At 64.1% G+C, this 22338-nt stretch carries 20 protein-coding genes; 18 read left to right on the top strand and 2 right to left on the bottom strand.

The window, feature by feature from the left end; genetic code table 11:
* Positions 1 to 33: 33 nt before the first annotated feature.
* Complete coding sequence (locus tag LB515_RS04335; RefSeq protein WP_224706859.1) at positions 34 to 1251, bottom strand: NAD(P)/FAD-dependent oxidoreductase; 1218 nt, start codon at positions 1249 to 1251, stop codon at positions 34 to 36.
* Between the two features lie 8 nt (positions 1252 to 1259).
* Entirely contained in the window at positions 1260 to 2024 is a 765-nt protein-coding gene (locus LB515_RS04340) for an HpcH/HpaI aldolase family protein (protein ID WP_224706860.1), read from the bottom strand.
* Between the two features lie 109 nt (positions 2025 to 2133).
* On the opposite strand from LB515_RS04340, the gene LB515_RS04345 reads away from it, so the two are divergent.
* From LB515_RS04345 to LB515_RS04430, 18 genes are all read left to right on the top strand, one after another.
* Complete coding sequence (locus tag LB515_RS04345; protein WP_224706861.1) at positions 2134 to 3024, top strand: 2-hydroxy-3-oxopropionate reductase; 891 nt, start codon at positions 2134 to 2136, stop codon at positions 3022 to 3024.
* A 3-nt stretch (positions 3025 to 3027) separates the two neighbouring features.
* Positions 3028 to 3840, top strand: a complete 813-nt coding sequence (locus tag LB515_RS04350; RefSeq protein ID WP_224706862.1) for a shikimate dehydrogenase family protein — start codon at positions 3028 to 3030, stop codon at positions 3838 to 3840.
* A complete protein-coding gene (locus tag LB515_RS04355; protein WP_224706863.1) occupies positions 3833 to 4639 on the top strand; it encodes an SDR family NAD(P)-dependent oxidoreductase in 807 nt (268 codons plus the stop codon). The genes LB515_RS04350 and LB515_RS04355 overlap by 8 nt, the downstream gene beginning before the upstream one ends.
* A 10-nt stretch (positions 4640 to 4649) precedes the next feature.
* Positions 4650 to 4997 carry a RidA family protein gene (locus LB515_RS04360; protein ID WP_224706864.1) on the top strand — a complete coding sequence of 116 codons (348 nt, stop codon included), beginning with the start codon at positions 4650 to 4652 and terminating at the stop codon, positions 4995 to 4997.
* 56 nt (positions 4998 to 5053) lie between these two features.
* Positions 5054 to 5842: a FadR/GntR family transcriptional regulator gene (locus LB515_RS04365; protein WP_224542942.1), complete on the top strand. Its 789-nt coding sequence runs from the start codon at positions 5054 to 5056 to the stop codon at positions 5840 to 5842.
* Between the two features lie 280 nt (positions 5843 to 6122).
* On the top strand, positions 6123 to 6833 hold the full coding sequence (locus tag LB515_RS04370; protein ID WP_224606192.1) for an SDR family oxidoreductase: 711 nt from the start codon (positions 6123 to 6125) through the stop codon (positions 6831 to 6833).
* 10 nt (positions 6834 to 6843) lie between these two features.
* Entirely contained in the window at positions 6844 to 7593 is a 750-nt protein-coding gene (locus tag LB515_RS04375) for an SDR family NAD(P)-dependent oxidoreductase (RefSeq protein ID WP_140630296.1), read from the top strand.
* Positions 7594 to 7674: 81 nt separating this feature from the next.
* Positions 7675 to 8622, top strand: a complete 948-nt coding sequence (locus tag LB515_RS04380) for a LysR substrate-binding domain-containing protein (protein WP_224523045.1) — start codon at positions 7675 to 7677, stop codon at positions 8620 to 8622.
* Positions 8623 to 8710: 88 nt separating this feature from the next.
* Positions 8711 to 9745 (top strand): amino acid ABC transporter substrate-binding protein, encoded by a 1035-nt coding sequence (locus LB515_RS04385; protein WP_224542945.1) that lies wholly within the window; start codon positions 8711 to 8713, stop codon positions 9743 to 9745.
* Between the two features lie 84 nt (positions 9746 to 9829).
* A complete protein-coding gene (locus LB515_RS04390) occupies positions 9830 to 10993 on the top strand; it encodes an amino acid ABC transporter permease (RefSeq protein ID WP_224706865.1) in 1164 nt (387 codons plus the stop codon).
* 11 nt (positions 10994 to 11004) lie between these two features.
* Positions 11005 to 12078 (top strand): amino acid ABC transporter permease, encoded by a 1074-nt coding sequence (locus tag LB515_RS04395; RefSeq protein ID WP_224706866.1) that lies wholly within the window; start codon positions 11005 to 11007, stop codon positions 12076 to 12078.
* A gap of 10 nt (positions 12079 to 12088) precedes the next feature.
* The gene (locus LB515_RS04400; RefSeq protein WP_224600605.1) at positions 12089 to 12844 is read left to right on the top strand and encodes an amino acid ABC transporter ATP-binding protein; all 756 of its coding nucleotides are present in this window, start codon (positions 12089 to 12091) and stop codon (positions 12842 to 12844) included.
* 50 nt (positions 12845 to 12894) lie between these two features.
* Positions 12895 to 14298 carry an FAD-binding oxidoreductase gene (locus LB515_RS04405; RefSeq protein WP_224706867.1) on the top strand — a complete coding sequence of 468 codons (1404 nt, stop codon included), beginning with the start codon at positions 12895 to 12897 and terminating at the stop codon, positions 14296 to 14298.
* A 120-nt stretch (positions 14299 to 14418) separates the two neighbouring features.
* A complete protein-coding gene (locus LB515_RS04410) occupies positions 14419 to 16089 on the top strand; it encodes a thiamine pyrophosphate-binding protein (RefSeq protein ID WP_224706868.1) in 1671 nt (556 codons plus the stop codon).
* The gene (locus LB515_RS04415; protein WP_224706869.1) at positions 16086 to 18182 is read left to right on the top strand and encodes a hydantoinase/oxoprolinase family protein; all 2097 of its coding nucleotides are present in this window, start codon (positions 16086 to 16088) and stop codon (positions 18180 to 18182) included. The genes LB515_RS04410 and LB515_RS04415 overlap by 4 nt, the downstream gene beginning before the upstream one ends.
* The gene (locus tag LB515_RS04420) at positions 18179 to 19795 is read left to right on the top strand and encodes a hydantoinase B/oxoprolinase family protein (protein WP_224706870.1); all 1617 of its coding nucleotides are present in this window, start codon (positions 18179 to 18181) and stop codon (positions 19793 to 19795) included. Before LB515_RS04415 ends, LB515_RS04420 begins: the two co-directional genes overlap by 4 nt.
* On the top strand, positions 19795 to 20997 hold the full coding sequence (locus tag LB515_RS04425; RefSeq protein ID WP_224706871.1) for a pyridoxal phosphate-dependent aminotransferase: 1203 nt from the start codon (positions 19795 to 19797) through the stop codon (positions 20995 to 20997). Before LB515_RS04420 ends, LB515_RS04425 begins: the two co-directional genes overlap by 1 nt.
* 3 nt (positions 20998 to 21000) lie before the next feature.
* On the top strand, positions 21001 to 21813 hold the full coding sequence (locus LB515_RS04430) for an NAD-dependent epimerase/dehydratase family protein (RefSeq protein ID WP_224706872.1): 813 nt from the start codon (positions 21001 to 21003) through the stop codon (positions 21811 to 21813).
* Positions 21814 to 22338 lie beyond the last annotated feature (525 nt).

A 22338-nucleotide genomic window follows, 5' to 3' on the forward strand; every position in this document is an offset into this window, starting at 1 on the left:
TTGGGAGCGCCGGTCGGCTCAGTTTGACACGGCTCAAATCACCGCTTCTTCGAGAAACGGTTCATTCCGCGGTATGCGCTCGTAGCTGAACGGCGACAGGTCGAGCGTCTGAAAAGCCCCGTGGACAATCAGCTCCGAGACCGCCCGGCCGACGGCAGGCGACTGCTGCAGGCCATGGCCGGAGAAACCGTTGGCGAACATGAAGTTGGTCACCCCCGGGTGGAAGCCGACGATACCGTTGTGGTCGAGCATGTTGTATTCGTAATGGCCGGTCCAACTGGTCTGCACCTTCAACGCGTCGAAGGCTGGAATGCGGTGCCAGAGCGCCGGCCAGATGTAGTCGTCGAACTCTTCAAAATGCATCTCGAAGTCGTCGTAGTCGGCCGGCCCGTCGCCCTGCGGCGTGTTGCCGGTGAGGAAGAGCTCGCCTTCGGGGCGTACGAATGTGCCGGAAAGATCGATGACATTGGGCATCCGCCCGGGGATGGGATTGGCGCTGGCGAAAACAAAACTGTAGCGCTTGTAGGGAGCAACCGGGATGGACAAGCCAGCCATGGCGGCGACCTGCTGTGCGCGTGGACCGGCGGCGTTGACTAGGGTTCCGCAACGAACCGTCTGGCCGGTCGAGAGACGGGCCGAGACGACCCGGCCTTCGGAAACATCCAAATCCGTCACGGCGTTGTCGATATATTCGACGCCGCTCGCTCGCGCCGCGCGGCGGAACCCATTAAGCAAGCCCATGGAGTCGAACCAGCCCTCTTCGCGCGAACCCCACGAACCTCCGCCGAGGTCGTCGACATTCAGCCAGGGAAAACGTTCCTTCAACGCGCCCGGTTCGAGGAAGACGGTGTGGGCGCCGAGGCTGCGCTGCAGCTCGACCCGTTCGCGCGCCGCGTTCACGCCCTCGGGCGAGCAGCAGTAGAGATATCCATGTTCCTTGAAGCCGAGATCAGGCGCGGGCTCATTGGTGTAGAACGGCGCCATCCGCTCCTGAAAACCGCGGATGATCTCGATGCCGAACTGGCTGATCTTCACATTGATCGGGTTGGAATATTGCTGGCGGATGGCGCTGGTGGAGAGCGCCGTCGAGGAAAATTCGTAGCTTGAGTCGCGTTCGACCACGAGAATCGACGCGCCGCTGCCCAGCGCCTGGCTCAGCCAGTAAGCGGTTGACGAACCGATCACCGCGCCACCGACGATGACGATGTCGTAGGCGTTCCGGGAAGGCGCCTTGTAAGGAGGAATTGCCATGGCTTTTCCTACTGCCTGAACGAAGCGATCAGGGCATCCGAGCCCCGCGCCAGCAAACCGAGATCCGAGCCCACCGCAATCATGGTGAAGCCGTCGGCGACATAGCGGTCGGCGTCGGCCTTGACCGGCGCCAGGATGCCACTGGCCTTGCCAGCGGCGGCCGCGGCCTTGCGCACCGAAGCGATCGCCTCCTGCACATGTGCAGCGCCTGGATTGCCCATCGCGCCCATATTGGTGGAGAGATCGCCGGGGCCGACGAAGAGCACATCGACGCCCGCGACAGCGGCGATCTCGGCCGCATTGGCGACGCCAGTTTCGTCCTCGATCTGCACGGCTAGCAGCTGCTGCTCGCGTGCCTTGGCGTGATAGCCGGCGATGCGCCCGAACGCGTTGGCACGATGACCGACCGAGAAGCCACGGAAGCCGCCAGGCGCGTAGGTCATCGCGGCGACGATTGTACGCGCCTGCTCCGCCGTGCGCACGTTCGGGATCATCAAGCTACGGGCCCCGACATCCAAAGCCTGCTTCATGAGGTTGGCATCGTCGGACGGCAGGCGCACCACTGCCTCACAAGGAAACGCTGCCGCGACCTGCAGCTGCGCCATGATGCTGCGCAGATCGTTCGGGCTGTGTTCGCCGTCGATCAGCAGCCAACCCGTCCCGGAGCCGGCGACGACCTCGGTGGTCAGCGCCGAAGCCAGCGAGCACCAGACACCGATATGGGGTTTGCCCGCCTGCACGGCAGCCTTTAGCGAATTGACACGCTCCTGCATTTTGCGATCGGTCTCCAATGAGAAGAAGGTGCATTGAAATTTGTATGATGTCCTATATCATATGGCAAGCTTGGCCTGCAAGATGGCTCTGGCCGCAACGGAGTTGCAAATGAAGATTGGCTTTATCGGACTGGGCGTCATGGGGGCGCCGATGGCAAGGCATCTCGCCGACGCAGGGCATGAGGTCGTCACGGTGCTCAACCGCTCGCCTCTGCCTGCAGATCTGCGAGCATCGGTCGTCGCCTCCGCCACTGAGGTGGCGCGGACCGCGGAGATCGTCATCACGATGCTGCCCGACACGCCTGACGTGGAGCGCGTCCTGTTTGGCCAGAACGGCGTGCTTGAAGGGATATCCGCCGGCAAGCTGGTGATCGACATGAGCTCGATCAGCCCGATCGCCACCGCCCAATTTGCGGCGAAAATCACGGAAGCGGGGGGCGGCTATCTCGACGCGCCGGTCTCCGGCGGCGAGGTCGGCGCCAAGGCGGCGAGCCTCACCATCATGGTCGGCGGACCGGCCGCCGAGTTCGAGCGCGCGCTGCCGATCTTTGAGGAGCTCGGCAACAACATCACGCTGATCGGTGAAAAGAACGGCGCCGGCCAGACATGCAAGATCGCCAACCAGATCATCGTCGCGCTCAACATCGAGGCGGTTGCCGAAGCGCTGGTCTTTGCTGGCAAGGCCGGCTGCGATCCGGCGAAGGTGCGCACTGCCCTGATGGGCGGCTTCGCCTCATCGCGCGTGCTTGAAGTGCATGGCGAGCGCATGATCGCCCGCGCCTTCGCGCCGGGTTTCCGCATCCGGCTGCACCAGAAGGATCTCGGTCTTGCGCTCGAAAGTGCTCGCGCACTTGGCGTTGCATTGCCGGGCACGGCAACGGCGCAGCAGCTGATGAATGCCTGCTCAGCGCGAACCGCCGGCGCGGACGCCGACCATTCGTCACTCGTGCGGGCGCTCGAAATCCTGAGTGATCACGAACTGTCAAACGGAAAGGAATAACCGATGCGCGGAACCGGCAAGGCCGACATCTTCGTCATGCTGGCCCATCCTGTGGGCCATGCGAAGAGCCCCGGCATATTCAACGAGATCTTCGAGCAGAAGGGGCTCGACAGCCTGATGGTGCCGCTGAGCTGCCGTCCGGAAGATTTCGACACTTTCTGGGCCGGCATCACGGCGGCCGAGAACATCAAGGGTGTGATCATCTCCGTGCCCTATAAGGTCCCGGCCTACCACAAATGCGCGGCCGCTCACGACCGCGCCGCGCGCGTGCAGAGCGCCAACTCGGTGCGCCGGCAGGCGGACGGCAGCTGGTATGCCGACAATTTCGACGGCGTCGGCTTCATCGATGGCTTGAAGGCAGGCGGACACCGGATCGCCGGCAAGCGCATCCTCCAAGTTGGCGCCGGCGGCGCCGGCTCCTCGCTGACCTATTGCCTGGCCGAAGAAGGCGCGGCGGAGATACGGCTGGCCGACATCGACCGAGACCGCGCGCAAAAGCTTGCCTCGCTGGTCAACAAGTCCTTCCCCGATTGTCGCATCGAGATCGGAGAGCCCGATCCGTCCGGCATGGACATGGCGATCAACGCCACGCCGTCCGGGCTGAAGGCCGGCGATCCGTTGCCGATGGATGTGAGCAAGCTGACGCCGGAGATGACGGTGGTCGACATCATTATGGAGCCCGCCGAGACGGCGCTGCTCAAGGCGGCGAAAGAGATCGGTTGCCGCATTCAGCCCGGACGCCCGATGATGGATTTCCAGGTCGAGGCCATGGCCGAATTCTTCGACATCGAGCGGAAGGACCACCGCCATGGCTGATAAATCGAGCGCCGTCGTCATCGGCGGCACGTCGGGCATCGGCCGCGCGATCGCCGAGCGCTTTGCCGGGGACGGCTATCAGGTGGTCGTCGCCGGCCGTGAAAGCGTCCGTGGCAAGGAAACGGCGAGCGCGTGCGAGAGCATAGGCGCGCCGCGAGCCCTCTTCGTCCGGACCGATGTTGCCGATCCCGTCTCCGTCGAGGCGCTGGCGACGGAAGTCGTGAGCGCGTTCGGCACGCCTCATGTCGTCGTCAACTGCGCCGGCATCCTGCAGAGTGGCAAGCATGTGCTCGACCAGGACCTCGCCGAAGACGAAGAGATGTGGCGCATCAACTATCGCGGCACCCTGCTCGGCTGCCAGGTGTTCGGCCGGCTGATGTCGGCGGCCGGGCGCGGGGCGATCCTCAATGTCGGCTCGCTTGCCTCTTTCGCGCCGCTGTCGCTGCCGGCCTATACGCCGGGAAAACATGCGGTGCTGGCCCTCACCCAGATGTTGGCCGCCGAGCTCGGCCCGCACGGGGTTCGCGTCAATGCCGTGGCTCCGGGTTACACGCTGTCGGACGGGCTGAAAGCAAAGATCGCCAAGGGCGAGCGCAACCCCGAAGCCATCCAGGCGACCACGGCGCTGCGCCGCTTCGTCGAGCCGCGCGACGTTGCCGAGGCCGCGCTGTTCCTGTGCTCCGACCGCGCCGCCTCGATAACCGGCGTGACCCTGCCCGTCGATGCCGGCTGGCTCGTCCAGGCGCCCTACGCGCAGTATCTGCAAGGCAATCCCATCCGGCTGACGCCGGCTACCTGAGAGAGAACCCGTGACCGACATCCAGCGCTTCGACTTCGACACCCGCGTTCATCACGGCGTCATCCACAACGGCACGCTGTACCTCACCGGTCAGGTGGCGAAGCCGGGCCAATCCGCGGCCGACCAGATGCGCGAGGTGCTGGACAAGATCGACGCGCTGCTCGCCAAGTCGGGCACTAACAAGACCCGCATCCTGCACGTCCAGATGTGGCTGGACGACGTGCGGGATTTCGACGAGGTCAACACGGTCTGGGATGCCTGGATGCCGAAGGAGCACGCGCCGGCCCGCTCCTCCGGCGAGGGCCGCATGGCCAAGCCCGGCATGCTGGTCGAACTGATCGTCACCGCGGCGGTTTGAATGGTCCTGCCGGTTCGGGCATCATCCCGAATCTGAACTTGAACGGAAGGACCTCAATGACGAAACGCAAGCCGCTTTCCACCCTGGTGGCGGAGAGCCTGGCCGAAAAGATCCGCTCCGGTCAGTTGCAACCCGGCGCGCAACTGCCGACCGAGGCGGAGCTTTGCGCCGAATACGACGTCAGCCGCACCGTCGTGCGCGAAGCAGTGGCGCGGCTGCGCTCCGAGGGTATGGTGGTTCCGCAGCAGGGGCGCGGCATGTTCGTCAGCGAGACGCCGACCCCGCGCAGTTTCTCGATCCCGGACGAGGCACTCAGGACCCTGCCGGAAACCATCGCCTTGCTTGAACTCAGATTGAGCGTCGAGGTGGAATCCGCCGGGCTCTGCGCGGAACGCCGCACCGACAAGGAAGCAAGCGGCATCCGCGCCATAATGGATGACATCGACGCGCAGCAGGCCGACCCCGCCGCGGTCCAGATCCATTACGATTACGACTTCCACCTCGCGATCGCCAAGGCGGCGCGCAACGAATTCATCCACGGCTTCCTTGCCTATCTCGGGCCGATGATCGTGCCGAGATTCCAGCTCGGTTATGTCGTCGAGCCTGCCCTCAAGGACAGCTACTACGCGCGCATCCACAGCGAGCACAAAGCCATCGTCGATGCCATTGAAAGGCAGGACGGAAGCAAAGCCCGACAGGCGATGCGCAAGCATCTGCAGAACAGTTTGGGACGTGTGCGCGCGCTTGCCAAAGCCTCGGGCGTCGAGGCAACCGAGGCCGAGCAGAAGGCCGCGGCGGCCTCGCTTTTCACCAAGCTGAAAAAGCCTTTGCCGACCGCCGGGTAGGTTCACCGACTTCGACGTCGTTTGCCTCTGTCGCCGCGCAGGCGGCCGGTTGTTTACGAAAGCCATGTTTTTTCTCAGCTGGCGATCGGAAATCCGCCTTCGCGGGTTGAGGACATTGTTTTCCTTGGGATAGCAGCGTTTGTCGCCGCATAGGGCACGCCGGAATATTCCAGCCGCCGAAACGCGTTCGAAAGTTTATCTTTCCATTTTGCTGCTTTTCTTGGTTTCGCGGCATCCGCCCAGGCCGCAAACTGAAGTCCAAGCAATCGGGGAAGCCCAGGTGACGACAGCCTTCATAACAGGAGCGACGAGCGGCATAGGGCGGGCGATGGCAATTGCGCTGAGCGACGCCGGCTACGACGTCTATGCCGTCGGCCGCAGCCAGGCCGCGCTCAAGGAGCTACAGGCCGAGCGTCCGGGCATCGTGCCGATCGCCGTCGACGTCACCGACCGCGAGGCGCTGGAATCGGTGCTGGCCGATCTCACCGTCGACGTCTTGATCAACAATGCCGGCATCATGCCGCCGCTCGGCAATTTCGCCGATATGAACATCGCCGACATCGACACCACGCTCGAGGTGAACCTCAGCGCCGCGATCCTGCTCACCCGCCTCGTCGTGCCGCAGATGCGCGAGCGGCAGTCGGGCCACATCTTGTTCACCGGTTCCGTCGCCGGCCACACGGCATTCTCCAACATCGCCGTCTACGCGGCCACCAAGGCGGCTATCTCCGGCTTTGCCGGCGCGCTGCGCGCCGACCTCTCTGCGTCCGGCATACGCGTCACCGAGATCGTCGCCGGCCGTGTCGAGACGCAGCTCTATGAAGACATCCTCGACGCCAAGACGCGCGAGGCCATGTACGCCAGCAAAGTGGTGCAGCCGGATGACGTGGCCAAGATGGTGACCGCGGTTCTCGCGCTCCCCGCATGGGCCGACGTTACCCGTTTTGACATCATGCCCACCTGGCCCACCTCGCCGAGTGGCACCAAGTAAGGGAAACAGGATGAAAGACCTTTCCGTTCTGATCGTTGGCGGCGGCGCAGGCCTCGGCGCTCTTCTCGCCCGCATGGCCGTGGAGGCCGGAGCGACAAAGATCGGTATCATCGACATCAACCAGGAAGCAGCGCAGAGCGCGCTCGATCCGGCAAAGGCCAAGAGCCTGCCGACCGCAGCGGCGACTTGCGACATCCAGGTCGGCCCGCAGTGCCATGCCGCTTTCGACGCCATCGTTTCGAAGCTCGGGCGCATCGACACGCTGATCAATTGCGCCGCCATCTATCCGCGCCGTCCGCTGCTCGAAATCACCGACGCCGATTGGGACGCCTCCAACGGCATCAACATCAAGGGCACCTATCACATGATGGTGGCCGCGGTTCGCCACATGCAGGCGCAAGAGCCGAAGAACCATGTCCGCGGGCGGATTGTGAACCTCACCTCGGTCGATGCCTTCAAGGCGCATCCGCAGAACGCCCATTATGCAGCGACGAAGGCAGCCGTCGTCAGCCTGACGCGCTCCTTTGCCCATCACGTCGCCAAGGACGGCGTCCTGGTGAATTCCGTCGCACCCGCCGGCATGGCCACGGAGAAAGCAAAGGCGCTCGGTTTTCTCGAGGAGCTGGCTAAGGCAAGCCCTCTCGGCCGCGGCGCCGAGCCGACGGAAATCGCCGAGTGGGTACTCATGACCGGCGGACCCAAGAATACCTACATGACCGGCGAAAACGTCATTGTCTCAGGTGGTTACATCTACGCCTGAACCAACTTCATCAGCCCGGCCCGGCTGACATTCAGCAGTGCATGCTCGACGGAGTCTCGAACGAAAGGAGGCGGAATTCCCATGACCGGCAAGCTTCGCCTCCCATCGCTCAATGCGCTGCGCGTTTTCCACGCCGTCGCGCAGCACAAGAGTTTTAGGCAGGCAGCCGACGAATTGCTGGTCACGCCGCAAGCGGTCGGGCAGCAGATCAAGCTGCTGGAGGACACGCTCCAGGTGACGCTGTTCGAGCGCAAGGGTCGTTCGATCGAGCTGACCGAATCCGCCATTTTGCTCTCGCACTACGTCAAGGCCGGCTTCGAGGAGTTTTCCGAAGGTGTCCGCCGCGTCACTAAGTCGAACTACCGCGACCGCATCAACCTGAATGCCAGCCCCTACTTCGCCACGCACTATTTACTGCCCAGGCTCTCGCTCTTCCGCGAGATGCTGCCGGGCGCCGATCTGCGGCTGACGACGATGGTCGACCTGCCTGACTTCGGGCGCGACGACATCGATATGACCGTGCAGTGGGGCTACGGCAACTGGCCGGACTACGAAACCACGCTCTTGGTGCCGGATCCGAAGATCATTTGCTGCACGCCGGCAATCGGCGAAAAGATCAAGTCGGCGCACGATCTCACGAAGTTCACGCTGCTCGACACCGTCAAGTCGAAGCGCCTGTGGCCGGATATTCTGCGGCACCTTGGCGTCGAGTTGACGGATGGAGACCGCAGCATCAGCTTCGACGATGCCGCGACCATGCGTCGGGCGACCCTGCAAGGCATCGGCGTCGGCCTGGTTTCCGTGATCGATGCCGAGGAAGATTTCCGCTCCGGCGCGCTGGTGGCGCCGATCGGCCGCGACGCCATTGCCGATATGAAGCCGGAGGAAGTGCCGGGTTTCTACCTCGTCGTCCCGCGCGGGCATCTGCGCGTGAAGGCGGTGGCAGCGCTCCATCGGTGGCTGGCCCAGGAGGATTGGCGGAGCGACCTGAAACTCTCCTTGCCGAAACCGACCCCGCTTTCCGACTGAGAGGCGGCTTCGAGACCGAGTCCCGAAGACATCTTGCGGGGCTCCAACAACAAGAAACGGAACAACCTCAACAGTGGAGACAACAACTATGAAAATGATCAAATGGGGGGCCGCCGCCATGGCCCTGGGCCTCGCGCATCTGGCGGCGCCGGCTGAAGCCGCCGGCGGCAAGACGCTGGAGACCGTGAAGGCCCGCGGCGTGCTCAACTGCACCGGCCATGACGGCTCCTATCTCGGCTTCGCCGAAGTGGACGACAAAGGCAACTGGAAGGGCATGGACATCGACCTCTGCAAGGCGGTGGCGACCGCCGTGTTCGGCGATCCTGCGAAGCTGAAGGTCGTGCCGATCAGCTGGGCGCAGCGCTGGCCCTCGCTTCAGTCGGGCGATGTCGACATCATCATCAAGGCCTCGGGCGGCACACTCAGCCGCGACACCGAGCTCGGCCTGCAATTCTCGATGTCCTACTACCTCGGCACCACCAAGGTGATGGCGCATAAGGAGCTCAACCTGAAATCGCTCAAGGATGCCAATGGCGGCACGATCTGCATTCCCGCCGGCACCTCGCAGGAACAGCAGGTCGCCGCCTACGCCCAGAAGCTCGGCATCAAGCTCGAGCCGGTGCTGATCGAAAAGACGGAAGAGTTGGAGCAGGCCTACTTCTCCGGCCGTTGCGATCTTTATGCGCAGTGGGGTCCGACATTGGCCATCGCCCGCATCGCCAAGAGCAAGGTCGAAGACCATGTCATCCTGCCCGACGTGCTCGCGGTAGAGCCGGAAGTCATGATCATGCGCCAGGGCGACGACAATTGGGTCGACATCGCCAACTGGACGCTGAGCACACTGATCTTCGCCGAGCAGGAAGGCATCACCTCCAAGAACGTCGACGAGATCAAGGCCAAGCCGACCTCGCCGCAGGTGGCGAAGTTCCTTGGCGTGACGCCCGGCATGGGCAAGGGCCTCGGACTCTCCGACGATTGGGCCTACAACGTGATCAAGAAGGTCGGCAATTACGGCGAGATCTTCGATCGCGACCTAGGCAAGGACTCGCCCTACAAGATGGATCGCGAGCTAACCAACCTCTGGAACAATGGCGGCGTCCTGTTCCCGCTGGTGATCGACTGATCCACGTCTGACGGTGTTACCGCTCAAGGCTCCCGCCTGGCTTCGGCCGGGCGGGGCCGGCGGCAATTCGAGAAGGATTGATCAATGGTCAGCCTGCTGAGAAATCAGAAGGTCCGCAGCGCGTTGTTGCAGGTCGTCTATGTCGGTTCGCTTGCGGCCCTGGTGCTCGCAGGCATCATCATCGCGCGGCGGAATCTCGCGGAGCAAGGGATCACCTCGGGATTCGATTTCCTCTACAAGTCGACGGGCTGGGACGTGAACTTCTCGTTGCTGCCGGCCACGGCCAACGATCCCTATTGGTGGTTCTTCCTCATCGGCATCATCAACACGCTGTTCCTGGGCTGCACCGGGCTGATCCTGGCAACGCTCGTCGGGACGATCGTCGGCCTGGCGCGGACCTCATCCAACGAACTGGCGCGATTGCTCGGCCGCACCTATGTCGACGTCTTCCGCAACATCCCGCTGATCCTCCAGGTCTTCTTCTGGTACGCTTTGATCACGCACCTGCCGACGCCGCGCGCTGCGCACGAAGCCTGGGGCTTTCTGCTGACCAGCCGCGGCCTCTACGTGCCGGCGCCGAATGTCGGCGGGATGGCAATGGCGCTGGCCACATCGGCCGTGATCGCCGCCATCGCGCTGCCGGTCTGGCTGGGCAGGACGTCACGGCTCAGCCAGCCGTTCGGCCAGCGTGCCACCATTCAGCTTGCCGGTGCTGCTGCGGCGCTGGCCTGCGCGGCCATCGTTTTGGTGGTAGGACGTCTGCCTGACGCACCGCTGCTCGATTTCCCGGCCCTGGAAGGCCTCAACCTGAGGGGCGGCCTGCGCGTTCCGCCGGAATTCTCCGCCTTGGCTATCGCGATCGCCATCTATGGCGGCTCCTACATCGCAGAAATCGTGCGCGGCGGCTTCAAATCTGTCGGCATGGGCCAGATGGAAGCTGCACGCTCGCTCGGTTTGAGCCCATGGCGCGTCTTCACGCTGGTGCGTCTGCCGCTGGCGTTGCGGGCCATGCTGCCGATCCTTGCCAACCAGTATGTCTGGCTGATGAAGGCCACGACCATGGGCATTGCCGTCGGCTTCACCGACTTCTTCATGATCGTGGCGTTGACCATCAATCATTCCGGCCAGACCCTGGAAGTGATCGGCATCCTGATGGGAGGCTTCCTCGCCATCAATCTCAGCCTCGCCGCCGTCTTCAACCGCATCAACAAGGCCATTGCCCTCAAGGGCAATCAACTGAGGGGATGACAGAGATGGAGATGGTCATTGTCGCCCCCCCTGCCCCGGGCAGGCTCGAAGACCTGAAGCGCCGCTTCTTCGCGACGCCGCTCCAGGCGCTGCTGTCGCTGATCTCCTTGGCGATCATGGTCTCTATCGTCTGGAAACTGCTCAACTGGGCAGTCTTCTCTGCCGTCTTCACCACGAGTGGCGGGCCAGAGGCGTGCCAGGCGGCGGCAGGAGCCTGCTGGTCGGTCATCGCTGCCCGGTGGCGGATCATCCTGTTCGGCCTCTATCCCTTCGAAGAGCAATGGCGCTCCGCGCTCGCTTGCCTGACCGTGGTGGTGATGACGGTGCTGAGCTGTATTCCGGCCTTCTGGACCGGACGCCGGATCGCGCTGGTGTGGGGAGCAGGAGCAGCGTCGTACTACGTGCTGATGAAAGGCGGCGTGCTCGGCCTTTCCTATGTCGGCGAGGAAGCCTGGGGCGGGCTGGCGCTCACCCTCTTCATCTTCGTGACCACCTGTCTGATCGGCTTCCCGCTGGCGGTCTGCCTGGCGCTGCTGCGCCGCTCCAAGCTGCCATGGATATCCAGGACCACCGGTCTCATCATCGATGGGGTCCGGTCGTTGCCGCTGATCTCGATCCTGTTCACCTTCGCCATCGTCCTGCCTTTCGCCTTGCCGCAGTGGCTGGCGGGCGACAAGCTCTACCGGGTGATCCTGGGTTCCGCCTTGTTCTTCTCCGCCTATCAGGCCGAGATCGTCAGAGGCGGCATGCAGGGCGTCCCGGCCGGGCAGGAAGAAGCCGCCATGGCGCTCGGCATGAGCTACTGGCAGCGTATCGGCCGCATCCTTCTGCCGCAGGCGATGCGCAACGCGCTGCCGGCCACGATCAACCAGTTCGTCATCTCGTTCAAGGAGACCTCGCTGGTGGTCATCGTCGGCTTCTTCGAGATCCTGGCCTCCGGCAACGCCGCCTATGGCACCGGCGAATGGCGCTTCGCCTATGTCGAGGTCTATGCCTTCATTGCCTTCATCTATTTCGTCTTCGTCTTCAGCCTGTCCCGCTACGGCGCTTACCTCGAGCGGCGCATGGCGGTCGGCGACCGCTAAGGAGGCATGCATGGAATCGACGCTCCCGTCCGGCTCGGCCGTGCAAATCGAAAGTCTCGACAAACATTACGGGTCGTTCCACGCGCTGCGAAAGATAAACCTCTCCGTCGGGCGCGGCGAAAGGATCGTCATCTGCGGTCCGTCAGGCTCCGGCAAATCCACCCTGATCCGCTGCATCAACCGGCTCGAACAGCATGACGGCGGCCGCATCGCCGTGCTTGGCACCGAGCTCAACGACGACGTCGGCAATATCGACGGGATCAGGCGCGAAGTCGGCATGGTGTTCCAGCACTTCAATCTGTTCCCGCACATGACGGTGCTGGAGAACTGCATGATCGCGCCAATGATCGTGCGCAAGCGGCCGCGCGCGGAAGCCGAGACGACGGCCAGGCGCTTTCTGGAGAAGGTGCGAATCCCTGAGCAGGCGATGAAGTTTCCGAGCCAGCTTTCCGGCGGCCAGCAGCAGCGCGTCGCGATCGCCCGCGCGCTCTGCATGCAGCCGCAGATCATGCTGTTCGACGAGCCGACCTCGGCACTCGACCCGGAGATGATCGCCGAGGTGCTGGATGTCATGGTGACGCTCGCTTCCGAAGGCATGACGATGATCTGCGTGACCCACGAAATGGGCTTCGCCCGTCGCGTCGCCGACCGAGTCATCTTCATGGACGGCGGCGAGATCGTCGAAGAGGCGCCGCCGGAGGCGTTCTTCACGTCCTCCCGAAACGAGCGAACCCGTCAATTTCTGTCGCAGGTGCTGGGTCATTGAACAGCATCCCGGGAGATGCAACGTTCGCGCGCACATCAGCAGGAATTTCAATGACCGATCCTATAGTCGCCCTGCGCGGGATACTCGGACCGAAAGGCTGGCTTTCGGGCGATGATGCCCAACCTTACCAGCGCGATTGGCTCAACCGCTACGGCGTCCGGCCCGTGGGCGTCGCCCGCCCCGCCAACACCGCGGAGGTGGCCGCGGTCGTCAAGGCTTGCCGGCAGGCAGGATTGGCAGTCGTGCCGCAAGGCGGCAATACCGGCCTGTGTGGTGGGGCCGTCGCCGAGCAGCCCGACGCGGTTATCGTCTCGCTGTCGCGCATGACCGCAATCGGCGAGCCGGATCCGGAGAGCGGCTCGATCGCGGTTGAGGCAGGCGTCGTGCTCGCCGCGCTGCACGAGGCACTGGAGCCGCATGGCCTGATGTTCCCGATGCATCTTGGGGCCGAAGGCAGCGCCAGGATCGGCGGTCTGATCGGCACCAATGCCGGCGGCAGCCAGGCCTTCCGCTTCGGCATGATGCAGGATCTGGTCCTCGGCCTCGAGGTCGTCATGGCGGACGGCACGGTGTGGGACGGAATGCGCGCGGTACAGAAGGACAATGCAGGCTATCAGCTGCGCAAGCTGTTCTGCGGTTCGGAAGGCACGCTCGGCATCGTGACGCGAGCAATCCTTAGGCTCTATCCTTCGCCAAAGCAGCGGGCGAGCGCCCTCCTGGTGATGTCCGACTTCGCCGCCGCCGTGTCGTTCGGCGCGTTTCTGCGTGGCGAGGCCGGAGAGTTCCTTACCGGCCTTGAATTCTTTTCGGATGTCGGCCTGACGCTCGCGCTCAAGCATCTTCCAGACCTCGCCTATCAGCTGGAGACGCGGGGCGACGTCTATCTGCTCGTCGAGATGGCGTCGGGCTCGACGCGCGTTGCCCTCGACGACATCCTGGGTTCGGCGCTGGAATGGGGCATGGAGCAAGGCCTGGTCGTCGATGGCGCACTGGCCAATTCGGGCGCGCAGCGGGCGCAGTTCTGGCGCCTGCGCGAGGAGCAGCCGGAAGGCCAGCGGCTGGAGGGCGAGCAGCTCAAGCACGACATCTCCGTGCCGCCGGGCGCGATCGCGCGCTTCATCGAGGCGGGCGCGAAACTATGCCACGAGATTCTTCCGGGCGTGCGGATCAACCCGTTCGGCCATCTCGGCGACGGCAACATCCACTACAATCTGTCGCCGCCGGCGGGCCGCGCCGATTTCGATGGGAAAGCCGCGGTATTCGCTGAGGCGCTGGCCGCTTCAGCCACCGATATGGGCGGGAGCTTCGCCGCCGAGCATGGGCTCGGCCGCGCCAAGATCGCCATGGCCGACCGGAACAGAAGTCCGGTGGAGCGGGAGCTCATGGCACGGCTGAAGGATGCATTCGATCCGTCGGGCATGATGAACCCCAGTGTTTTGGTGCGGATTGCATAGCGAAAGAAAAACTTTCGTATGGATCGCATTTCTTGATTTCGCGTCGACCGGCCGCAGTGCAGGTATAAATCCGAAGGCAGGCTCGGTCCGCTTGCCACCGGCTTAAGAGGATGTCGAAGCATGGTCCGCAATGGCGGTCGCCTTCTTGTCGAATGCCTGATCGCCTTGGGCGCGACCAAGAGCTTTGGCGTGCCCGGCGAAAGCTATCTCGCCGTTCTCGACGCGCTGCACGACACCAAGGGGAGGCTGGACTATGTGCTTTGCCGCAATGAAGGCGGCGCGGCGTTCATGGCCTCGGCCTACGGCAAGCTGACGGGATCGCCCGGCATCTGCTTAGTGACCCGCGGCCCAGGCGTGACCAATGCCAGCATCGGCATCCACACCGCGATGCAGGATAGTTCGCCGATGATCCTCTTCGTCGGCCAGGTCGGCACCGATATGAAGGGCCGCGAGGCCTTCCAGGAGATCGACTACCGCGCCGTCTACGGCACCGTCGCCAAATGGGCGGTCGAGATCGACGACGTTGAGCGCCTGCCTGAAATCTTGGCGCGCGCCTGGACCACCGCCTTGACCGGCCGGCCCGGCCCCGTCGTCGTCGCGCTGCCCGAAGACATGCTGACGACCGCGACCGAGGCCGCGCCGCTCAGCGGCCCTGCTTCGATTTTCGAAGCCGCTCCGTCGCAGGATGCCCTTTCGTCGGCGCTTGAGATGCTGGCTGCGGCCGAGAGGCCGGTGCTGCTCATGGGCGGCGCTAACTGGACCGCGGACGGACGCGCCGCGCTCCAGGCCTTCGCCGAGGCTTCCGACATCCCCGTCATTGCCGCCTTCCGCTACCAGGACCAGTTCGACAACCATTCGCCAGTCTTCGTTGGCGAAGCCGGCGTCGGCATGGTGGCGCATGTCAAGACGCTGATCCGCGATGCTGACGTGATCTTGGCTGTCAATGTCCGCTTCGGCGAGATGACGACCGACGGCTACACGCTGCTCGACGTTCCGGTGCCGCGCCAGAAGCTGATCCATGTGCACGGCTCCGACCGCGAAATCGGCAAGATCTACGTGCCCGCGATCGGCGTCCATGCCGGCCCGAACGCTTTCGCCAAGGCGCTGACGCCGGTGAAAGGTGGCTGGGCCAACTGGCGCGCGGCGGCGCGCAAGGCCTATGAAGCCACATTCGCGGCACCCGTCCAGCCCGGCCCGGTCGACATGGTCGCGGTCACCGCCTGGTTGCGCGAGACCTTGCCGGCCGATGTCATCCTCACCAACGGCGCCGGCAATTTCACGGTGTGGCCGAACAAGTTCTTCAAGTTCGGGCCGGACGCGCGGCTGCTTGCCCCGCAGTCTGGTGCCATGGGCTATGGCCTGCCCGCAGCCATCGCCGCGAAAGTCGCGTTTCCGCAGCGCACAGTCGTATGCTTTGCCGGCGACGGCGACTTCCAGATGAACTGCCAGGAGCTCGGCACGGCTATGCAGGCCGGCGCGCAGCCAATCGTGCTCATCATCAACAACGGCATATACGGCACGATCCGCGCGCATCAGGAACGCAACTATCCGGCCCGCGTCTCCGGCACCTCGCTGGAAAACCCGGACTTCGTGGCGCTGGCAAGGGCCTATGGTTTTCACGCCGAGCGCGTCGAAAGCACCGGGCATTTCGCGGCGGCGTTCCGGCGGGCCCAGCAGTCTGCGACCGGCGCCGTTCTCGACATCGCCATCTCGCCCGAAGCGCTCACGCCCCGGCAGACCCTATCCCAGATGCGCGACGCAGCACTCGCTTCGCAGAAGGCCACGGCATGACCTCCAGATCAGACGACATCCGCCTCGGCGCGGACATCGGTGGCACCTTCACCGACATCGCCCTCGATGTCAGGGGAACGATGTTTTCGACCAAGGTGCTGACCAATTATTCGGCGCCCGAGCAGGCGATCCTCGACGGCATCGACGTCGTCGTCCGCGATGCCGGAATTTCGGCAGCCGAGATCGGCATCATCATCCACGGCACGACGCTCGCCACCAATGCGCTGATCGAGCGGCGCGGCGCCAGGACCGCGCTCGTCACGACGGAAGGCTTTCGCGATGTGATCGAGATGCGGACGGAGAACCGGTTCGAGCAGTACGATCTGAACCTGCAGCTGCCGACGCCGCTGATCCCGCGTGAAGATCGTTTCACCGTCAAGGGCCGCATCGGCGCCGAGGGCCAGGAACTGCAGCCGCTCGACGAAGCGGCGCTGGAAGCAATCGCCGAGCGGATCTTGGCCGGCAATTTCGGCTCGGTGGCGATCGGCTTCATCCACGCTTACGCCAACCCCGACCACGAGCGCCGGGCGCGCCAGATCCTCGCTCGCAAGCTCACCATCCCGATCTCGATCAGCGCCGAGGTCTCGCCGCAGATGCGCGAGTTCGAGCGCTTCAACACGGTCTGCGCCAACGCCTATGTGCGGCCGCAGATGGCCGACTATCTCGCCCGCCTGCAGACGCGCCTCAAGGACATGGGCGCCGAGTGCCCGGTCTTCATGATCCATTCCGGCGGCGGCCTGATCTCGGTGGAAACTGCTTCTGAATTCCCTGTCCGGCTGGTCGAGTCCGGTCCCGCGGGCGGCGCCATTTTTGCCGCCGACATCGCTCGGCGCTTCGGCCTGGAGAAGGTCGTCTCCTATGACATGGGCGGAACCACCGCCAAGATCTGCCTGATCGAGGATTTTGCGCCGCGCACGGCGAGAACCTTCGAAGTGGCGCGCACCTATCGCTTCTCCAAGGGCTCCGGCATGCCGATCTCGATCCCCGTAATCGAGATGATCGAGATCGGCGCCGGCGGCGGCTCGATCGCGTGGGTCGACGCTATGGGCCGTATCCAGACCGGGCCGGAAAGCGCCGGCTCGGAACCCGGCCCGGCCTGCTACGGCCGCGGCGGCAAACGCCCGGCGATCACCGACGCCGACCTGGTGCTCGGCAAGCTCGACCCCAACAATTTCGCCGGCGGCGCGATCAAGCTCGATACGGGCGCATCGGAACAAGCGATCCTGCGCGATGTCGGCGAGCGCCTGTCGCTGAATGCCATGTCGACCGCCTTCGGCATCTGCGAGGTGGTGGACGAGAACATGGCCAACGCCGCCCGCGTACACGCCGTTGAGAACGGCAAGAACATTTCCGACAATCTGATGATCGCCTTTGGCGGCGCAGCGCCTCTGCATGCGGCAAGGCTTTGCGAAAAGCTCGGCATCGATCAGTGCATCGTGCCGCGCGGCGCCGGCGTTGGATCGGCGATCGGTTTCCTCAAGGCGCCGTTCGGCTACGAGGCGCTGGCCTCGAAACTGACGCGCCTTTCGCGCTTCAAGCCGGCCGAAGTCAACGCCCTGCTCTCCGATCTCAAAGCCTCCGCCGAAGGCTTTGTCCGCACCGGCGCCAGTGGCCAGATCGTTTGCGAGATCACCGCCTTCATGCGCTATGCCGGCCAGGGCTGGGAAATCCCCGTGCCGGTATCGGACGAGCCGTTCGGCGACGATGCGGCCGCCAGGCTCAAGGCGCTGTTCGAGACCAGCTATCAGCGCTTCTTCGGCCGCGCCATCGACGGGCTCGACGGGCTGGAGATTGAGATCGTCACCTGGTCGGTGAAGGCGACCGATATTCGTCCGGCCGGCACCAGGCACGAGCTCACCGCAGGCAAGAAGACCACCCCACCGACGACGACCCGCGCGGTATTCGATCCGGCAACGGGGGCGCCGCAGAGCTACGGCATCATCGAACGCGAAGCGCTGTGCCCCGGCGATCGCATCGCTGGCCCGGCCGTCATCGTCGAGCGGGAGACATCGACCGTCGTCACCACCAGCTTCGATGCCGTTATCCAGAGCGACGGCGCGATCCTCCTGATCCGCAAAGGCAGCCAGGCATGAGCGATATTGGCGAAATCCGCATGCAGGTCATGTGGAACCGGTTGATCTCGGTGGTCGAGGAACAGGCGCTCACCCTGCTGCGCACCGCCTTTTCGACCTCGGTGCGCGAATCCGGGGACCTGTCGGCCGGCGTGTTCGATCCGCGCGGCCAGATGCTGGCGCAGGCGGTGACGGGCACGCCCGGCCACGTCAACACTATGGCCGAAGCCGTGCTGCATTTCATGAACGAGATCCCGCGCGATCAAATGTTCGAGGGCGACACTTACGTCACCAACGATCCCTGGCTCGGCACCGGCCACCTGCACGACATCACCATGGTCTCGCCGTCCTTCCTCAACGGCGAGCTCGTCGCCTTCTTCGCCTGTACCGCACATGTCGTCGATGTTGGGGGCCGCGGCTTCGGCGCCGACGGCAAGTCGGTCTATGAGGAAGGCATCCAGATCCCGATCATGAAGTTCGCCGAGAAGGGCAAGGTCAATCTCGACCTCGTCCGCATCCTGCGCGCCAATGTCCGCGAACCCAACCAGGTCGTCGGCGATTTCTATTCGCTCGCAGCCTGCAACGAGGTCGGCCATCGCCGCCTCGTCGACATGATGAAGGAGATCGGCCTCACCTCGCTCGACGGGCTCGGCGACTTCATCTTCTCGCGCACTCGCGACGCGATGCTCGAGCGCATCGAGGCGCTACCCAAGGGAAGCTGGTCGAACGAGCTGGTGACCGACGGTTATGACGAGCCGGTCAAGCTCGCAGCGACGGTCTCAGTCCGCGACGACCATGTCGAAGTCGATTTCACCGGCACAGATCCGATGAGCCGCTGGGGCATCAACTGCCCGATCATCTACAGCAAGGCCTATGCCTGCTATGCGCTGAAATGCATGGTGGCGCCCGACATTCCCAACAATGCAGCCTCGCTCGCCTTCTTCACCGTATCCTCACCGGTCAACATCCTGAACGCCGTGCGACCGGCGCCGGTGGCGCTCAGGCATATTTTTGGCCACATGGTGCCCGATCTCGTGCTGGGCGCCTTCGCCAAGGCGCTGCCTGGCAAGATCCTCGCCGAAGGCGCCGGTGCTCTCTGGAACATCCACATTTCGGCACGCCCGGTTGCAGGCGGATCCGGCCGCCGCGCCGAGGTGCTGATGTTCAACTCTGGCGGCATGGGCGCCCGCCCCGGGCTAGACGGCTTGTCGGCGACAGCCTTCCCGTCCGGCGTCCACACCATGCCGATCGAGGCCACCGAGCATACCGGCCCGATCGTCATCTGGCGTAAGGAGCTGCGCCCTAACTCCGGCGGCGACGGCGAATTCCGCGGCGGCCTCGGACAGATCATCGAGATCGAGGCGACCGATGGCCACGAATTCGACTTCTCGGCCATGTTCGACCGCGTCAATCATCCGGCCCACGGCCGTAACGGCGGCAAGCCGGGCACTGCCGGCGTGGTCAAGCTCGACGACGGCACGAAGATGCGGCCCAAGGGCTGGCAGCATGTGCCGGCGGGACGCCGGCTGATCCTCGAACTGCCAGGCGGCGGCGGCTATGGCGATCCGGCTAAACGCCGTGCGGCCGCACGAGCCAACGATCGGTCCAAGGGTTACATCACGGAGAACGACTGATGAGCTATATTGCCTCGCGCCTTTCGGTGGTGAAGCCTTCGGCCTCGATGGCCGCTTCGCAGGCCGCCAAGGCGCTACGCGCCAGGGGCGTGGACGTGATCGATCTCGGCCTGGGCGAGCCCGACTTTCCGACGCCCCTCCACATCATCGATGCCGCGCATTTCGCGGCGAAAGCGGGACAAACCCTCTACACCGCCGCTGCCGGCACGGCCGAGGTGCGCCAGGCTGTGGCCGGCAAATTCCGACGCGAGAACGGCCTGGACTACACGGCCGATGACATCGTGGTGGCCAACGGCGCCAAGCAGATCATCTTCAACGCGCTGATGGCAACGCTGGAGACGGGCGACGAAGCAATCCTGCCGGCGCCCTACTTCGTCTCCTATCCCGAAATGGTGAAGCTGCTCGGCGGCACGCCGGTCGTCGTCGAATGCCCGGAGACCACCGGTTTCCGGCTGACGCCAGCGCTCTTGGAAAAGGCAATCACGCCGAGGACGAAATGGCTCTTCCTGAACATGCCGGGTAATCCATCCGGCGCGGTCTATTCGGAGTCGGATTTGCGCGCACTCGGCGCCATTCTAGCCATGCACCCGCAAGTGCTCGTCCTCTCCGACGAGATCTACGAGCACATCCTGTTCGACGGGCGCGAGTTCGTTTCCTTCGGCAAGGCCTGCCCCGAGCTCAAGGACCGCACGCTGATCGTCAACGGTGTGTCGAAGTCCTACGCGATGACCGGGTGGCGCGTCGGTTACGCGGCGGGACCCGCGCCGCTCGTCAAGGCGATGTCGACGATCCAGAGCCAGTCCTGCACCTCGGTGTGCTCGATCGCGCAGGCCGCGACCGTAGCCGCGCTCAACGGTCCGCAGGACGAAGTCGCGCGCTTCCGCCAGGCTTTCGAGAGGCGCCGCGATCTGGTCGTCAACGGCATCAGGAAGATCAACGGGCTGACGCTGTCGCCGCCGGAAGGTGCCTTCTATGCCTATATCGGCTGCGCCAGCCTGATCGGCCGCAAGACCCCGAAGGGCGTCGTGCTGGAGGACGATACCGCGGTCGCGAATTACCTGCTGAGTGAAGGCCGGGTAGCGTCGGTGCCCGGCGTCGCCTACGGACTGTCACCCTATTTCCGCATCTCGACCGCGACCAGCGAAGAGGTGCTGGCCGAGGCGATCTCGCGGATCAATACCGCCGTCTCGCAAGTGGAGTAAACGATGCCGCATTACGAACGTATCCTGATCACCGGCGCCGCCGGCCGGCTTGGGTCAGAGCTGCGCAAGGGTCTGGTGCCGCTGGCAAAGACGATTCGCCTGGCGGGGCGCCACCCGTTCGACGATCTCGCGCCTCACGAAGAGGAAGCGGTCTTCGATCTCGCCGACATGGAAGCCACGATCGCCGCAACCAAGGATTGCGACGCGATCGTGCATTTCGGCGGCGCGCCGCTCGAATGCGAATGGCAGACGATCCTCGATTCCAGCATCCGCGGCTCGTACCACATTTACGAAGGCGCGCGGAAACACGGCGTCAAGCGTGTCATCTATGCCTCATCGGTGCATGCCATCGGCTACCACGAGGTCGAGGCGCATATCGGCGTCGACGCGCCGGTGCGTCCCGACAGCCTCTACGGCGTGTCGAAAAACTTTGTCGAGAGTCTCAGCCGGCTCTATTGGGACAAGTTCGGCATCGAGACGGTATGCCTGCGCATCTTCTCGTCCTTCCCCGAGCCGGCCGACCGCCGCATGCTGTGGTCGTATCTCTCCTTCGCCGACTGCGTGCGCCTGGTCGAGGCATCGCTGACCGCGCCGCGCGTCGGCCACACGATTTCGTTCGGCATTTCCAACAACAAGCTGAAGATGGTCGACAACAGCGGCGCCAATCACCTGGGATTTATCCCGCAGGACAGCGCCGAACCATTTCGTGCCGCCGTCGAGGCGAAGACACCAGTTCCCGATCCAACCAAACCGTCGGTGAAGTATCTCGGAGGCTGGTTCTGCGAGCTCGGCCATCCGGACGACAAGCCGTCCTGAGGGTCGATCCGCAGGGCGAATGCATCCGTCTCCGCGTCGCCAGTAGGGAGGCGCCGAACCAAGCGCACTGAGGGTGGCGGATTCGATTTCGCGTCGTCTGCCTCTGGAATACGACGACATCCGGCATTGTCGCCCTGCGATGTCCGCTTCCGGGCGGAGGCAAAGCTCTGCTTGAATGGCCGGCATCAGGCGCAAAACTGGGCGCCAAACTCAGGCAGCCGTTGTAAACTGCTCATTCGACCTTCGAGATAGGAAAAGGCGAGCAGATTGAAGACGTGCTCGTCTTCGGCGCTATAAGGGACACATCGGCCGACGTCTACGAGTCCGCGCCTTGTCGCCCGAAAGCCAAGATTGCCATCGGTTGCGCTATTCTCAACGGCATGCTGGCCGGTGCACGCCCGGAGTCCGTTCGTTGCGGACAAAGCAGAGTCGAGCCGGCGGTATCAACGATCCTATTGCGCCGCAAGTCGCACCTTTGCTCCGACGCCGCCAAAATCCTGATCTAATAATGATTGTGTTGAATGC

It is taken from the genome of Mesorhizobium sp. CA15 (genome assembly GCF_020165215.1).
GTDB lineage: Bacteria > Pseudomonadota > Alphaproteobacteria > Rhizobiales > Rhizobiaceae > Mesorhizobium.